Origin of the sequence: Mycobacterium hubeiense (assembly GCF_002838065.1) — a bacterium.
Lineage (GTDB): Bacteria > Actinomycetota > Actinomycetes > Mycobacteriales > Mycobacteriaceae > Mycobacterium > Mycobacterium hubeiense.
Genome location: NZ_PIZU01000005.1, coordinates 111,067 through 125,488, shown reverse-complemented (window position 1 = coordinate 125,488; position 14,422 = coordinate 111,067). Strand labels below are relative to the sequence as shown.

Annotated in this window: 13 protein-coding genes and 1 pseudogene; 3 read left to right on the top strand and 11 right to left on the bottom strand. The window is 65.4% G+C overall.

Going from position 1 to position 14,422, the window contains the following annotated elements:
- Nucleotide 1 precedes the first annotated feature (1 nt).
- Genes CWS39_RS06415 through CWS39_RS06385 form a run of 7 tightly spaced genes read right to left on the bottom strand, consistent with a single transcriptional unit; the run spans nt 2 to nt 8,314 of the window.
- A complete protein-coding gene (locus tag CWS39_RS06415; protein ID WP_199177988.1) occupies nt 2-991 on the bottom strand; it encodes a cyclase family protein in 990 nt (329 codons plus the stop codon).
- A 16-nt stretch (nt 992-1,007) separates the two neighbouring features.
- Nucleotides 1,008-1,817: a coniferyl-alcohol dehydrogenase gene (locus tag CWS39_RS06410; RefSeq protein WP_102142059.1), complete on the bottom strand. Its 810-nt coding sequence runs from the start codon at nt 1,815-1,817 to the stop codon at nt 1,008-1,010.
- Entirely contained in the window at nt 1,814-3,145 is a 1,332-nt protein-coding gene (locus CWS39_RS06405) for an LLM class flavin-dependent oxidoreductase (protein ID WP_102142058.1), read from the bottom strand. The genes CWS39_RS06410 and CWS39_RS06405 overlap by 4 nt, the downstream gene beginning before the upstream one ends.
- Nucleotides 3,146-3,151: 6 nt before the next feature.
- On the bottom strand, nt 3,152-4,897 hold the full coding sequence (locus tag CWS39_RS06400; protein WP_102142057.1) for an FAD-binding protein: 1,746 nt from the start codon (nt 4,895-4,897) through the stop codon (nt 3,152-3,154).
- Nucleotides 4,894-5,838, bottom strand: a complete 945-nt coding sequence (locus CWS39_RS06395) for a 3-carboxyethylcatechol 2,3-dioxygenase (protein ID WP_102142056.1) — start codon at nt 5,836-5,838, stop codon at nt 4,894-4,896. The genes CWS39_RS06400 and CWS39_RS06395 overlap by 4 nt, the downstream gene beginning before the upstream one ends.
- On the bottom strand, nt 5,762-7,447 hold the full coding sequence (locus tag CWS39_RS06390) for a bifunctional 3-(3-hydroxy-phenyl)propionate/3-hydroxycinnamic acid hydroxylase (RefSeq protein WP_102142055.1): 1,686 nt from the start codon (nt 7,445-7,447) through the stop codon (nt 5,762-5,764). Before CWS39_RS06390 ends, CWS39_RS06395 begins: the two co-directional genes overlap by 77 nt.
- A 3-nt stretch (nt 7,448-7,450) precedes the next feature.
- A complete protein-coding gene (locus CWS39_RS06385) occupies nt 7,451-8,314 on the bottom strand; it encodes an alpha/beta fold hydrolase (RefSeq protein WP_102142054.1) in 864 nt (287 codons plus the stop codon).
- A 130-nt stretch (nt 8,315-8,444) separates the two neighbouring features.
- Between CWS39_RS06385 and CWS39_RS06380 the strand changes: the two genes are divergently transcribed.
- From CWS39_RS06380 to CWS39_RS06370, 3 genes and pseudogenes are all read left to right on the top strand, one after another.
- Entirely contained in the window at nt 8,445-9,158 is a 714-nt protein-coding gene (locus CWS39_RS06380) for an IclR family transcriptional regulator (protein WP_102142053.1), read from the top strand.
- 111 nt (nt 9,159-9,269) lie between these two features.
- Nucleotides 9,270-10,888, top strand: a pseudogene (locus CWS39_RS06375) (FAD-dependent oxidoreductase).
- Entirely contained in the window at nt 10,885-11,955 is a 1,071-nt protein-coding gene (locus CWS39_RS06370) for a phosphotransferase (protein ID WP_102142052.1), read from the top strand. The pseudogene CWS39_RS06375 and the gene CWS39_RS06370 overlap by 4 nt, the downstream one beginning before the upstream one ends.
- 24 nt (nt 11,956-11,979) lie before the next feature.
- On the opposite strand, the gene CWS39_RS06365 is transcribed toward CWS39_RS06370, so the two are convergent.
- The 4 genes from CWS39_RS06365 to CWS39_RS06350 are packed head-to-tail and all read right to left on the bottom strand — an operon-like array spanning nt 11,980 to nt 14,335.
- The gene (locus CWS39_RS06365; RefSeq protein WP_199177987.1) at nt 11,980-12,276 is read right to left on the bottom strand and encodes a cytochrome C oxidase subunit IV family protein; all 297 of its coding nucleotides are present in this window, start codon (nt 12,274-12,276) and stop codon (nt 11,980-11,982) included.
- 3 nt (nt 12,277-12,279) lie between these two features.
- The gene (locus tag CWS39_RS06360) at nt 12,280-12,846 is read right to left on the bottom strand and encodes a cytochrome c oxidase subunit 3 (RefSeq protein WP_102142051.1); all 567 of its coding nucleotides are present in this window, start codon (nt 12,844-12,846) and stop codon (nt 12,280-12,282) included.
- A complete protein-coding gene (locus CWS39_RS06355; RefSeq protein WP_431306090.1) occupies nt 12,843-13,631 on the bottom strand; it encodes a hypothetical protein in 789 nt (262 codons plus the stop codon). The genes CWS39_RS06360 and CWS39_RS06355 overlap by 4 nt, the downstream gene beginning before the upstream one ends.
- Nucleotides 13,628-14,335, bottom strand: coding sequence for a hypothetical protein (locus tag CWS39_RS06350; RefSeq protein WP_102142050.1), 708 nt, complete (start codon nt 14,333-14,335; stop codon nt 13,628-13,630). Before CWS39_RS06350 ends, CWS39_RS06355 begins: the two co-directional genes overlap by 4 nt.
- Between the last annotated feature and the right edge of the window lie 87 nt (nt 14,336-14,422).

Here is a 14,422-nt window from a genome sequence, read left to right as displayed (position 1 = left end):
CCTACTTGATTGCAATCGGATTCACCGGTGATCCCACCGCGCCGGTCACCCGCAACGGCGGTGCGATGAGCTGAAATTCGTAGACGCCGTCGGCGGCGCAGTCCGCCGCCAGCTCCGTGAGGTCCCAGTACTCGCCGAGCATCAGGCCCATATCCCGAAGGCAGAGCATGTGCATGGGCAGGAAGGCTCCCTCGACTCCGGACACCGGGTCCTCGACCATCAGGTTGTCGGCGGCCACGGCGGCGACCTCGTGATCGTGCAGCCACGACGCGCAGGTCCAGTCCAGGCCGGCGCCGGGCTCGCCCCCGTTGCCGGTCTCCAAAAATCGTGCCCACCAGCCTGTCCGGACGAGCACGATGTCTCCGCGCCGGATGGTCACGCCCTGTGAGCGGGCGGCTTCGTCAAGTTCCGCCGGGGTGATCGGGTCGCCGAGCGCACAGAAGGTCACCACGCCGCGCAGGCGCACGATGTCCAGCAGCACACCGCGCGACGTGATGCCTTTGCTGTCCACCTTGTCGATGCCGCAGTGAAACGCGCCCATGCTCGTCACCGAAGCGGCGGGAAACCCGTTGTACAGATAATCCTCGTAGTACACGTGCGACAGGGCGTCCCATTGGGTGGCGGCCTGCAACGGCATGATGATCACGTCGTCGTTGAAGCGCATCGGGCCGTTTTCGAAGTATTCGCTCAGCTGGGCGGCCGCTGGGTTCTTCAACCACGTGGGCCCGTACTCGAGCAGCGTCGAAGCGTCACCGCCGTCGATCGTCATCACGTGCATCGGGTTCTGCCGGAAGTGAAACGCGCCCTGCGGCCCCGACGAACCGAAATCCACACCGAGCGGAAACACTTTGCCGTGTTTGACCAAACTGGCCGCCTCGGCGACCTTTTCGGTGGTGATGAAATTCAGAGTGCCGAGTTCATCGGCCTCGCCCCAGCGGCCCCAGTTGCGAACGTCGTCGGCAACCCGCCGGAAGTCGCTCATACTGGCCATGATTCGCCTCTTCTGTTCATCGTCGCGGCAACGCTGCGGCCAGATCGGTGTCGCCGATCGTGCCGCCGTCCACCCAGATCACCTGGCCGGTGATGTAACTGGCGGCCCGGCTGTTGAGGAAGATCAACACGCTGGCCTGTTCATCGGGTTCGGCGGCGCGGCCCAACGGCGTGCGGAATGAGTCGAGGAACTCCTGACCGTACGCCTGTCGCAGCTGGTCCAGGATCGGGGTGTCGGTCACCCCGGGTGCGGTGCAGTTGATGCGGATTCCCTTGGCGCCCAGCGCCGAGACGTTGACCATCCCGTAGAGGATGATCGCTTCCTTGGACAGCCGGTAACCGCCGCCGTCAGCGACCGCTTTCGGGTTGCGCCGGCACCACTCGATGCCCTCGTCCATCGTCGTAGTTTCCAGCAATCCCGCGGTGACGGCGGCGTTTTCCCGATAGGCCGAGGCCGCCAACGACGATACGTTGGCGATCGCCGAACCGGGCGGCATCGCCGGCACCAGCGCCTCGGTGAACTGCCGGGTGCCCAGGAAGTTGATGGTGACCACCCGCAGCGGATCGCCGATGCCCGACGACACGCCCGCGACGTTGAACAGGGCGTCGATCTGACCGGTGATCGAGCGTGCGGCGGCGTCGATCGATGCCGGATCCGAGAGATCCAGTGCGACGAACTCATCGACGTTCACCGCCGGCGGCCGGATGTCGAGCCCGAGCACCTCCGCACCGAGTTCTACGGCCTGGCGGGCGACCTGCTCACCGATGCCCGACGAGCAGCCCGTGACGACCACGCGCCGACCGTCGTAACGCCAGAGTTGGCTCATCGCTTGTCTGCGGCAGGATTCCGGCTCGTCCACCCTTCGCCCGACTTGAGCTTCTTTGCTGCCTCCTCGATGCCCGCGTTCATCTCCTCCATCGCCAGCGACACTTCGTTGGCGGTGTAGTTCTCCCGGCCGGTAGGCAGACCGCCGAACGCGTAGGTCTCGTCGAACACCGGCGCATTCGACGGCGGCCGGCGAGCTTCGACCTTCTCGATGACCGGCTCCAACCGCTTGGCCTTCTCGGCGACCGCTATCTCGTCGCGCTCGATGAATTCGGGCAGAACCTCCTTGCCCATCAACTCGATCGACTCCATCGTGGCTTCGTGACTGCGCGGGGTGAGTAGCAGGATCAGTTCGTCCACACCGCTTTCCTCGTAGCCCCGCAGGAATTCCCGTACCGTGGCCGGGCTGCCGATCGGCCCGCGGCCGGGGCCGTAGACAATGCTCGGATCCTTCTTGATCTCCTCGAGATGTCGCTCCCAGACACCGGTGCGCCCGGGTGTGTGCATGCCGGTCATGTAGTAGTGCATGATGCCGAATGCGAAGAATCCGCCGCCCATCCCGAGCCGCTCGATGGCCTGCTCGTCGGTGGGCGCCACCATCATCGACAGATCGCCGCCGATGGCGAGGATGTTCGGGTTCATCTTCGGAGTGACGGGCACGCCGTTCTCTTCGAATTCCTTGTAGTAGCCGTTCACCCGTTCGGCCAGCGGGCCGGGACCGGTGTAGGCAAAGCTCAACGCGCCCAGGCCCTTCTGTGCCGCCATCGACACCGATGCCGGCCGGGTACACGCCACCCACACCGGCGGGTGCGGCTTCTGCAGCGGTTTGGGAACGACGTTGCGCGGCGGCATCTCGACGTGCTGGCCCTTGAAGCCGGTGAACGGCTCTTCGGTCATACAGCGGATCGAAACCTCCAGCGCCTCTTCCCACATGGCGCGCTTGTCTGCGGGGTCTACGCCGAAACCGCCGAGCTCGCCGACGGACGATGATTCCCCGGTGCCGAATTCGACGCGACCGTTCGAAATGAGATCCAGGGTGGCGATGCGCTCGGCGACGCGAGCTGGGTGATTGACCACTGGAGGCAGGTGCATGATCCCGAACCCGAGCCGAATGTTCTTGGTGCGCTGGCTCGCCGCGGATAAGAAGATCTCCGGCGCGGTGGAGTGGCAGTACTCCTCAAGGAAATGATGCTCGGTCAGCCACACCGTCGAGAAGCCGGCCTTGTCGGCGAGCTCCACCTCGTCCAGACCGTCCTGGAACAGCTGGCGCTCGTCGTCTTCACTCCACGGCCGCGGCAGCGGGAATTCGTAGAACAGCGAGATCTTCATGAATAGTTACCTCCGATTGGAACTGACCGTCGAATTGTTCGAAATGCTGGGCTCGGACCCGTCCGCGATGTGCTTGGCCGCGACGTAGCCGAACGTCATGGCAGGGCCGATGGTGGCACCGGCGCCGGCGTAGCTTCGGCCCATTACCGCCGCCGACGTATTACCCACGGCATAAAGGCCTTTCACCGCGCTGCCGTCGTCGCGCAGCACCCGCGCGTACTCGTCGGTGCGCAGCCCGCCCGACGTACCGAGGTCGCCGAGGATGATCTGGAACGCGTAGTACGGCGGCTTGCCCAGCGGGTACAGATTGGGGTTGGGCAGGGTCGGGTCGCCGTAGTAGTTGTCGTATGCGCTGTCACCCCTGTTGAAGTCGTCGTCGTGGCCTTTGCGTGCCAGCTCGTTGAAGCGCTCCGCCGTGGCACGCAGTTGTGCGGGCGGAACGTCGAGCTTGGTCGCGAGCTCCTCCCAGCTGTTGGCTTCTTTGACCACACCCGATTCCAGCCACGCGGCGGGCACCTTCCAGCCGGTGGGGACCGACGCGAACGGAACCTTGGGGATCGGCAGGTGTCCGGCCACCACATAGCGGTGGAACGAGCGGATGTCGGTGATGAGCCAGCACGGGATATGGGTGACCCCGGTCTTCTGGCCCTCGATCATCGCGTGCGCGAAGTCCATGTAGGGCGCCGCTTCGTTGATGAAACGCTTGCCCTCTGCGTTGACCACGAACTGCGACGGCATCATGCGCTCGTTGAGCATGAACTGAAGCCGCCCGTCGGGCCAGCAGATGGCGGGGAACCACCACGCCTCGTCGAGCAGTTCGGTGGCGCCACCGACCTTTTCACCGGCACGGATGCCGTCGCCCATGTTGGCGGGATTGCCGAAACTCCAGTCGTTTTCGAGGACGGGCTGGTACTGCCGTCGCCAGGCCATATCATGGTCGAATCCGCCCGCGGCCAGGATGACACCGCGGCGGGCCGCGATGCGTTGCGGTTGGCCGTTGCGTTCAATCGCCGCACCGATCACCGTTCCGTCGGCGTCGGTGATCAGCTCCGTCATCGGCGAGTCGAGCCACAGCGGGATGTCGTGCTCCTTCATCGCCAGCCGCATCCGCGCGGCCAGCGACTGCCCGATGGCCGCCATCCGGTCCCCGAACACCCGCGCGCGGAACATCCGCCAGATCAATTTGACCAGCACAGCCTTGCCGCGCCAGTTCTGCCGGACTTGATAGAACAGCCGCAGGTCCTTGGGAGCGAACCAGATTCCCTTGGGGGCCAACGCCAACGGCTGCAGCAGGTTCTGCTCCTCATCGCCGAGCTTGCGCAGGTCGATGGCCGGCACGTTGATGGTGCTGCCCAGCTCCGAGCCGCCGGGCAGCTCGGGGTAATAGTCGGCATAGCCGGGCTTCCAGACGAATTCGAACCAGCTGCTGAGCTTTTCGAGGAATTCCATCATCTCGGGCGACTTGTCGACGTACTGCCGCAGCCGCGCGTCGCTGACGTCGCCGTTGGTGATCTGCTTGAGGTACTCGAACACGCCGTCCGGATCGGGTGCGTAGCCTTCCTTGCGTTGGGCGGGTGCGCCGGGCACCCAGATGCCGCCGCCGGAAAGCGCGGTGGAGCCGCCGAAGTGCGCCGACTTCTCGACGACGAGCGTGTCCAGTCCCGACGCGTGTGCGGTCAGCGCCGCCGTCATTCCGCCGCCGCCGGAACCGACGACCAAGACGTCCACGGTGTGGTCGAACGCATCCGTCATGTGCTGGGCACCGCCGTTCTGATCGCGAATCCGGCAATGAGCTCGGGCGCCGCCTTGTAGTAGCGCACCGTGGTCTTATAGGGCCCCGCCGCGGCCAGTGCGGCGAAAGCGGCTACCCAGGTGCGGATTTCGTGCGCGCTGTTGCCCGCTTCATGTGCGATCCACGACGTGGCCCAACCGTCGACGTCCTCGAGGTGTCCGCCGTCGACGATCTGCAGGAAGCGGTGATCCCACTCGGGGTTGAGCGGCTGCAGTTTGCCTTCCCCTCGGGCGAACTCCTGCGCGGCCTGGATCACGGCGGCCTGGCGGGCCTGGCGCTGCTCGGGTGTCATGGGGCGCGCGTGCACAATTCGTTCCAACGCCGCGGGCGGGGCCGTCGCCAGGGTCGGCACCGGCGGATCATGCGACAGGCCACCGGAGCCGATCACCAGAACCCGCTTGTCGAGCGTGGACAGGTATTGTCCGACGGCGGTACCGAGCGCGCGCACCCGGCGCAACGGCGCCAACGGTGTCGCAACGGAATTGATGAAGATCGGGATCACCGGACGGGAAGCCGCGTCGCCGAACAGTTTCTGCAGCGGCTGGACGGTGCCGTGGTCCACCTCCATGCTTGCCGAGAAGGCGACGTCGACGTCGGCGTCCAGTACCGCGGTGGCGAGGTCGGTGGCGAGGTCGGCGGGCACGTCGAGCGGGCCCGACTGGGTGCCGAAGTCGCCGACGCCGGCGGCGGCGGTGCCGATGCAGAACGGCGGCATCAGCCGGTAGAAGAACCCGTTGTAGTGGTCGGGCGAGAAGATGACAACCAACTCGGGATCGAAGTCGGACACAAACTCTCGCGCCTCGGCCAGTGCCGACTCGATGTCGTCAAGAAGATCCTGCGACGGTCCCGGAAGGTTCAGAAGCGGGCTGTGCGACATGCAGCACAGGGCCAGATTCGTCATCAGAACTCGATCCTCCTCTCTGGACTAGACAGAGGACGTCGAACAGTGACGCGCTCACCTCGGACGCGAGCTGCGCGATGCAGGCGCCCGCAATGCAGCGATCGGGCCGCAGGAGCAACACGGATTCCCGGTGGGCGTCGAACCATGATTTGAGCGCGCCGGTGCGATCGCCGACGATCATGACGTCGGCATCATCGTGTCCCGTCCACTGCAGCTGGGTCATCGGCCGGGCTTCGACGAACCTGGCCCCCAATGCTTTCCAGCGATCGAAGGCCTCCTCGCCCAGCACTGCACGCAGATTGTTGCTCCAGCACAGCACGGCGAAACCCGGTCCGAGGATGTCGTCGAGCATGACGTTCTGCGCTTCCCGCGTGTCGACGCGGGGCTGGATGAACAGTGTGCCGGCCGGTGAGGTGTCGGTGGGCGGTTCTCTGTGATACACGGCGCCCTCGTGGTATCGCGGCATCGGTTTGAACCGCATCTCCAGGATGTAGCGCTTGAGCGTGGGCACCACCGACGCGGCGTGAATGACGCGGTCGCGCAAGGCCGCAACGCGCCGGTTCGTCGGCGAGATCACCCGTCCCACCAACGTCGAGAGGTCGATCATCGCGCGGGCATGCTTGCGCCGCTCGACGTCGTAGGTGTCGAGCAGTTTGTCGTCCGCCTGGCCGGTCACGACCGCGGCCAGCTTCCAGCCGAGATTGGCCGCATCCCGGATACCGCTGTTGTAGCCCTGGCCCTGCCACACCGGCATCAGATGCGCGGCGTCGCCCGCCAGCATCAGCCGACCCTTGCGGAAGGAACCGGCGATGCGCGAATGGTGTGTGTAGACCCGGTGCCGGATGATGTCGACGCGCTCCGGGTGCGGAACCCGTTGCGCCAGCATGCGTCTGACGAATGCGGGGTCCTCGGCCTGCTCGTCGGACTCGTCGGCGTGAATCATGAACTCGAAGCGCCGAATCCCGTGGGCGATCGAGATCGACACATAGGGCCGTTTGGGATCCGCGCCGACTTCGCTGTTGGGGTGTCCCAGTGGGTCGTTCGCGACGTCCACGACGAGCCAGCGCGTCGAGGAGGTGGTGCCGTCGAATGACACACCCATCAGCCGGCGGGTGGCGCTGCGGCCGCCGTCGCAGCCGACCACATAGCGGGCCGTCACGGTCTCGGCGCCGTCCGCGAATTCGACGGTGACCCCGTCGTCGGTTTCGACGCAGGTCTCCATGCGATGACCGAACCGCACTTCGACGTGGTCGAATCGATCGAGCCCGCCGAACAATTCGGCGTCGACCATGGGTTGGACGAAGCCGTTGCGTTTGGGCCAGCCGAACCGTGCGTCGGGCGGCGCCATCTCGGCGAGCAGACGGCGTTTCGCGTCGAAGAACCGCAAGATCTGGTTCGGCACGGTGTGCGGCAGGATGCGGTCGACCAGGCCGATCGACTGGAAGGTGCGCAACGCCTCGTCGTCGAGGCCGACACCGCGCGGGTAGTCGATGAGGGTGTCGCGTTCTTCCACGACCATGGTCTGAACACCCTGCAGGCCCAGGATGTTCGCCAACGTCAATCCGACGGGGCCCGCCCCGACGATGACGACATCGACCTCGGTTGCCACGGCTCAGCGCCCTAGTAGGAAATCGAGGTGCAGGCGGTTGAACGTCTTGGCGTCTTCGTACTGCGGCCAGTGACCGCAGCCGGGCATCACCTCGAACCGGGCACCGGGGATCATCGACGCGATGCGACGGCCTTCGTCGACGTCGGCGGTCGGGTCATCGCTGGTCCAGACCACCAGGGTCGGGGCGGTGATGCTGCCGTACTCGGCCGGCCCGAGCAGGTTGCGCGCGCGAATCTCCGGATCCTGCAGCGCCATAATGTCTTTCATCGCCGAGGCGAAACCCGGCTGACGGTACACCCGTTGCCGGCTCGCGACGATGTCGTCGTAATCCTTGGACTTGTCCGCCATCAGCCATTTGATGCGCGCCTGGACGGTCTCCCAGCTCGGGTTCTCCGCGGCGGCCATCGACAGCGTGACGATGCGTTTCATCACCTCCGGATCGGCCTGCGAGCCACCGGCGGTGTTGAGCACCAGACGATCAACCCGGTCGGGATGGTCGATGGCCGCGCGGGCCGCCACCCAGCCACCCAGCGACTCGCCGCTGATGTGCGCCTTTTCGGCGCCGATGGCATCCAGGAAGGCCATCAGATGGTCGACGTAGTGGCGCACCTCCAACGGATGGCCCGGCTTGTCGGTGTAGCCGTGGCCCAACATGTCGATCGACCACGTCGAGAAGTGCTCGCCGTGTGCCTCCAGATTGCGGACGTACGCCTCGGCATGGCCGCCCGACCCGTGCAGGAAGACCAAGGTCGGCTTCGCCGCATCGCCGGCGTGCAGGTAGCGCGTCCGCACTCCCGCGGCGTCGAGGTAGCCCTGTGAGAACGGGACGCCCTGAAGGTCGCTCCACACGCTCTCAAAATCCGACACTCGTCACCTCTCTTGCCGGGGAGAATCGAATTCTCGTATTTTGTAAGCACTTTGCTCATTTATCGCACATCCATGTGCACTATAGTCAGAGCATCACTCTCCTAAGTGTGTCTGTCAAGAAGGGGGCGTCGTGTCTGAACCGGCGAGCGAGGCGAGGGCCAAAGGTGCCCCGAACGGCGCGCCGGGCTCGCAGACCCTCGCGAGGGGTTTGGCTGCGCTGCAATTGGTCGCCGCGTCACCAACGGGACTCACGGTCCAGCAGGTCGCCGATGACATCGGGGTGCACCGGACGATTGCCTACCGCCTGCTCAGCACGCTGGCCCAGTTCCGGTTTGTCGCCAAGGGCGAGGACGGACGTTATCGATCGGCCGCCGGCCTGGCGGTGCTCGGCGCATCCTTCGACAACAACGTGCGCCAACTGAGCGTGCCGACCCTGCGGGCTCTGGCCGACGAACTCGGCACCACGGTCTCGCTGCTCGTCGCCGAGGGTGATCAGCAGGTGGCGATCGCGGTGATCGTGCCGACCCACGTCTTCTATCAGCTGTCCTTCCATGAGGGCAGCCGCTATCCGCTGGATCGCGGCGCGGCGGGGATCGCGCTGTTGGCGAGCATGCCGCCGCGGCCGGGTGAGCGCGATCTGGTCCCGCTGACGCGCGAGCGCGGCTGGGTCATCACGCACGGCGAGGTCGAGCCGAACACCTACGGGTTGGCCGTGCCGGTGCGGCGGCGGCCACCGTCGCCGCCCACGTGCATCAACCTGATCTCCCACCGCGAGGACGTCGTGATGGGCGGCAAGGACGCAGTCATCAAGGCCGCCAAGGAATTGGCCACGATTCTCGGCTGAAAGGAGTGGGGAGATGAGATTCCCGTCGTCGAAACTGAGCTTGTGTGCGACATTTCGGCAGTTTTTCAAACACAAGCTCAGTTTCGGCGCACCTAGCGAGAGGCGACTGGCGTGACCGATTGCGATCGCGAGGTCGATGTCGTCGTGCTGGGCAGTGGCGGCGCCGGCCTGACCGCCGCACTGACCGCCGCGGTCAACGGCGCGTCCGTCGAGATATACGAGAAAGCAGCGACCGTCGGCGGCACGACAGCGGTATCCGGTGGCATCGTGTGGATTCCGGCGCACAACCGCTCACCGGACGGGGAACTGACCGAGGCCGATGCGCTGAAGTACCTCGAGGCGCAGTCCCTCGGCGCGATGGACCGCGAGCTCGTCGAGACGTTCGTGCGCACCGGCCCGCAGATGCTGGACTTTGTCGAGGCCCACAGCGAGCTGCGCTTCGAAATCGCCGAGGGATTCCCGGATTACAAGCCCGAGCTGCCGGGCGGACGGCCGACCAGGGGCCATCACTGAACGCCAAACCCTTCGACCTGTCCCGGTTGGGTGAATGGCGGGGCAAGATCACGTCGTTCCCCGCCGACTTCAGCAACGTCGGCATCGACGCGGAGACCCGGGCGCGTATTCACGCCGCCGTCGACGAGGACGGGGACTACTGCGTGGCCGGCACCGCGCTGGTCGCCGGGCTGCTCAAGAGCCTGCTGGACGCGGGCGTGACGCCGCATACAAACGCGCGGGCGGTCGAATTGATCGCCTCTTCCGGCCGGATCGTCGGCGTGCGGATCGACCAGGGAGGCAAGGAGTTTCGCGTGCACGCCCGCGGCGGGGTGGTGCTGGCGACCGGGGGTTTCGAGTGGGATCCGAAATTGGTCGAGGCGTTCCTGCGGGGCCCGATGCACGGTCCGGTGTCGCCGCCGAACAACACCGGCGACGGGCTGCGCATGGCGATGGCGCACGGCGCCGACCTGGCCAACATGGGCGAGGCGTGGTGGGTGCCGATCGTGCAAATCCCCGGCGACACCTTCGGAGGCAAGCCACGCAGCCGTAGCGTTCGGCTCGAACGCACCCGCCCTCGAAGCATCATCGTCAACCGGGCCGGCAAGCGGTTCCTCAACGAGGCCGGCGAATACAACTCGATGGCGGGCCCGTTTCACCATCTCGACCCACGCCACGGCTATCTGAACGACCCGGCGTGGATCGTGTTCGACGCGATCCACCTCAAGCGCTACGGGTTCCTGGGCGTGGCACCGGGTGACCCTGTGCCGGAGTGGTTCTCGCCGTCACGCGATGTGCCCGAGTTAGGCGCCAAGACCGGCATCGATGCCGACGGCCTGGCGCGCACGCTCGACGAGTGGAACCGCAACGTCGCCGACGAGCAGGACCCGGACTTCGGCCGGGGCTCGAGCGCCTATGACGGCTATTGGGGCGACGCGAATGCGCCCACCCAGGCCGGCAAGACGCTGGGTCCCATCGACACTCCGCCGTACTACGCGGTGCCGGTGACCGTGGGCGCGATGGGCACCAAGGGCGGGCCGCGCACCGACTGCGACGGCCGGGTGCTGCACGTGTCGGGTTCGGTCATTCCGGGATTGTTCGCGGCGGGCAACGCCATGGCCGGCGTGACGGGCAAGGCCTACGGCGGTGCCGGTGGAACTCTTGGTCCCGCAATGGTATTCGGCTTCCGCGCAGGAGCGGCGGCCGCAGGTAAATCAGCAGAGGATGTGCACGGATGACGACGTTCGAGCTATCGGTCCCGAACGAGTGGGACGGCCTGGCACCGGAATGGATGACGGCGGCGCTGTCGCGGCACCATCCCGACGCGGTGGTCGACGCTGTGACGGTGCAGCTTCGTGACGACGGGACGAACCGGCGCGCCCGGTTGGGGTTGACCTATTCGTCGGGCCCCGGTCCGGCGACCGTATTCGTCAAGGGCGTTGACCCGGCACACCGGGACCTGATCCGGTTGACCAGCGGGCCGTTTCACGAACCACGGCTGTTCAACTCCGGCGTGGAGCTGCCCCTCGAGCATCCGATGGTGTACGCCGCCGTGATCGACGAGCCGGCCGAGGATTTCATCCTGGTGATGGAGGATCTGACGGCGCGCGGTGCCGACCCGCGCGATGCCACCCGACCGCTGACCGTCGAGCAGGCCGCAAACGCGGTGCAGGGACTGGCGCGCATGCACGGCCGGTTCTGGGGGCAGCGCAGCGGTGACGATCCGGCGCTGGCGTGGCTGGAGGCATTCGTTCCGTGGCCCGGAATGGAAGCCGCACCGTTGGAGATGGCATATGCGGCCATCGGCGATGCCGCGACGCCCGAGATCACGTCGCTGACAGGCGAATCGCTGTTCAACGGCTTGTGGGCGCGCTACATCCGCACGTTGACGAAGTCCCCGCAAACGCTGCTGCACGGCGACCCGCACATCGGCAACACCTACGTGCTACCCAATGACGAAGTCGGGTTCCTCGATTGGCAGGTGGCGCGTCGCGGCAACTGGTCACTTGACCTCGGCTATTTCCTGCTGGGCGCGCTCACCGTCGCCGATCGACGCAGCCATGAGCGCGAACTGCTAGAGGTCTACAGAGATGCCCTTGGGCTGCCGGCGGACGAGCGGCCGTCGGCCGACGAGGTGCTTCTGCGCTACCGCGCCTCCGTGGCGCACGGCCTCGCGCTGTGGCTGGCCACCGCAAGTGCGGGTGAAGCGTGGCAGCGCCCGGATATCGCTGTCGCACTGGCCAAACGGTATGCGACCGCGTACGTCGACCTCGACACCCCCGCCGCGCTCGACGCAATCGACTAGGGCGCCCTCCTCGCGAGCATGGGCTTAGCCGGCGACAGCGGAGCCGACGAAGTAACTGCCCAACAAGCCCACGCCGATGAGCACCACCCACGCGTCGGTGAGACGGCACAGCACTACGGGGGCATGGCGTACTTCCATGAACTCCCGGAAAATGATCCGCACCTTGATCAAAGCGATGACGATGGCGCTGACGGTGACGACGGTGCTGGCCCGCAGCGTCCCGTTCTCATCGACCGCCTCGTCCATCCATACGTAGACGAGCGTCATCGCCGTCAGGATCAACCAGACGATCAGCAGCCTTTTACCGGCCAGGACACTCACAGCTCACCTCACGACGTAGAGCAACGCGAAAATCAGGACCCAGAGGAAATCAACGGTGTGCCAATAGGTTGCGCCCGTTTCGACCAACTGCTGCGAGCGCCGGGCCGGGCTGCACAACTGGTACACGACGACGCCCAGCACGATGAAGCCGATCAGCACGTGGATGCAGTGGATCGACGTCAGGAAGTAGTAGTGCTGGAAGAACTCGTCGCTGGTGAACGTGTTCCCCAGGGCGATCTCCTTGATCCACTCCGTCACCTTGGACGTCAGGAACAGCAGGCCGAAGAAGATCGTCAGATGCGCGTTGGTCAAGGCGGACCGGAAATCACCGGCTCGCGAGGCCTGTACGCAACGTGCGATCGCCCATGAGCTCAACAGCAAGGCGACGGTGTTGAAGACCCCAAAGCGCAGATCCAGGTCGGCCTGCGACTGCAGGAAGAGCTCGTGATTCAGCGCGCGGGACACCAGGTACACCCCGAAATATCCGGTGAATAGCAGTGATTCGAACAGGACGAACACCCACATGTCCGGCTGTCCGGGCACCGACCGTGTCGTAGCGGGGTTCGTCATCGCACTGCCTCCGGCAGCGGGCCCGTGCCGAAATCCTCACGCTCGATCATCTTGCGCAGCAGCACGATGAACGCGGCGGTGTAGACGACGAAGACCACCATGTTGATCCACCACGCGATCGCGCCGTTCCAGGCGAGGACGCCACGCTGAAAGATCCAGGCGGGCGCGACGACAACCTCCGTCAGCGCATTGCACAGGCCGAGATAGCCGAACCACTTCGGAAACACCCGGTTCTTGTCGAGCAGGATCGCCACCAGCCACACCAGTGAGCCGATCATGAACACGCCCATGGTTCCGCTGAACGACAGGAACGCGAAGTCGTAGAGCCACTGGATCAGTTGGGGATCGCGATCCGGGCGCAGGGCGGCGACCGTCATCGCGATCGCCATCACCAGCATGCCGGGGATGGCGCTGAGCGCATACATGACCAGATACGAGTACGCGAAGATGCGGCTCACCGACATGCGCCGCATCGAGTATGCGAGAAGGGCGTTCATCGGTGCGCACAAGCCCGAGATGAGGAACACGACACCGAACCCGAGGAGGATGCCGGTGTGGCGCTGGCTCAACCACTCCACCACGGCGGGGGTGTCCCAGGCCGGGCTCGGCGGCGGCTGCACGCGGGTGACGAGAAAGAACAGCACACCGTAGAGCTGGTAGAAGATAACCATAACCCACCACGCGAACCACAGCTCGCGCTTGGGATGGTGGCGGACGTTCCACGCGAACCGGCTCAGCGCGGAACTCTCGTCGAGTGGCTCCGCCATCGTGATGGACGTACTCATGCGGCGACCAGATTCTCGGCGCGCTGCCGCCGGATGTTCTGTCCGAGAACGATTCCCATCACAATGATCCATACGGCGATCGCGATGTTCTTGACCCAAAACGACAGCAGCCCGTCCCACGCGAGGGGCCCGTCGAACGCCAGCGCGGTGAAGGCGGCCGGCATCAGCGCCACCGCGATGAGCAGATTGAAGTGGGCCACCCACCGCTTGAATACGGGTTGCTCCTGACGATCCCAGTAGATCGCGAGCGCCAGCAGAAGGCATTGAGCGATCAGGTAGGGCACCAGGATGGTGAACGTCACCCACGCGAGGTCGTTGAACAACTGCGTGAGTTCGGGCGCCCGCTCCGGGCGGAAGGCAGCCAGCAGCCAGAACATGTTGGCAATCAAGAAAAGTGAGGGTGGGCCGCCGGCGCAGGCGATCAGGCTGTAGGACAGGATCGGTGTGCGGTGGGCCATCCGGCGGATCTGCATCGCCAACAGCATCACGGTGGGGATCAGTCCCACACCGAACCAGTTGAACAAGATCATGCTGTAGCGGATCCGCGCGGTCTCATCGCGATAGAACGCGGCGACCTCCTCGGCGGACATGGTCGGCGACATCGGGTGCACGAAGCCGGGAAACAGGAAGAACGCCAAGATCCAGATGATCGCCAACGCCGGCAACGTCCAGAAAAGGATCAACTCACCATCAGTTCGTCTCATCGTCGATCCCTTCCGATGCCTAGTTGCCGATCGGCAACTCGCACGGTAGCCGATCGGCAACTAAACGGTCAATACTCGACTACCCTC

Coding starts and splice junctions, on each gene's coding strand:
- CWS39_RS06360 (WP_102142051.1), bottom strand. CDS start 12,846: ATGACGAACCCCGCTACGACACGGTCGGTGCCCGGACAGCCGGACATG.
- CWS39_RS06410 (WP_102142059.1), bottom strand. CDS start 1,817: ATGAGCCAACTCTGGCGTTACGACGGTCGGCGCGTGGTCGTCACGGGC.
- CWS39_RS06415 (WP_199177988.1), bottom strand. CDS start 991: ATGGCCAGTATGAGCGACTTCCGGCGGGTTGCCGACGACGTTCGCAAC.
- CWS39_RS06350 (WP_102142050.1), bottom strand. CDS start 14,335: ATGAGACGAACTGATGGTGAGTTGATCCTTTTCTGGACGTTGCCGGCG.
- CWS39_RS06405 (WP_102142058.1), bottom strand. CDS start 3,145: ATGAAGATCTCGCTGTTCTACGAATTCCCGCTGCCGCGGCCGTGGAGT.
- CWS39_RS06355 (WP_431306090.1), bottom strand. CDS start 13,631: ATGAGTACGTCCATCACGATGGCGGAGCCACTCGACGAGAGTTCCGCG.
- CWS39_RS06370 (WP_102142052.1), top strand. CDS start 10,885: ATGACGACGTTCGAGCTATCGGTCCCGAACGAGTGGGACGGCCTGGCA.
- CWS39_RS06395 (WP_102142056.1), bottom strand. CDS start 5,838: ATGACGAATCTGGCCCTGTGCTGCATGTCGCACAGCCCGCTTCTGAAC.
- CWS39_RS06400 (WP_102142057.1), bottom strand. CDS start 4,897: ATGACGGATGCGTTCGACCACACCGTGGACGTCTTGGTCGTCGGTTCC.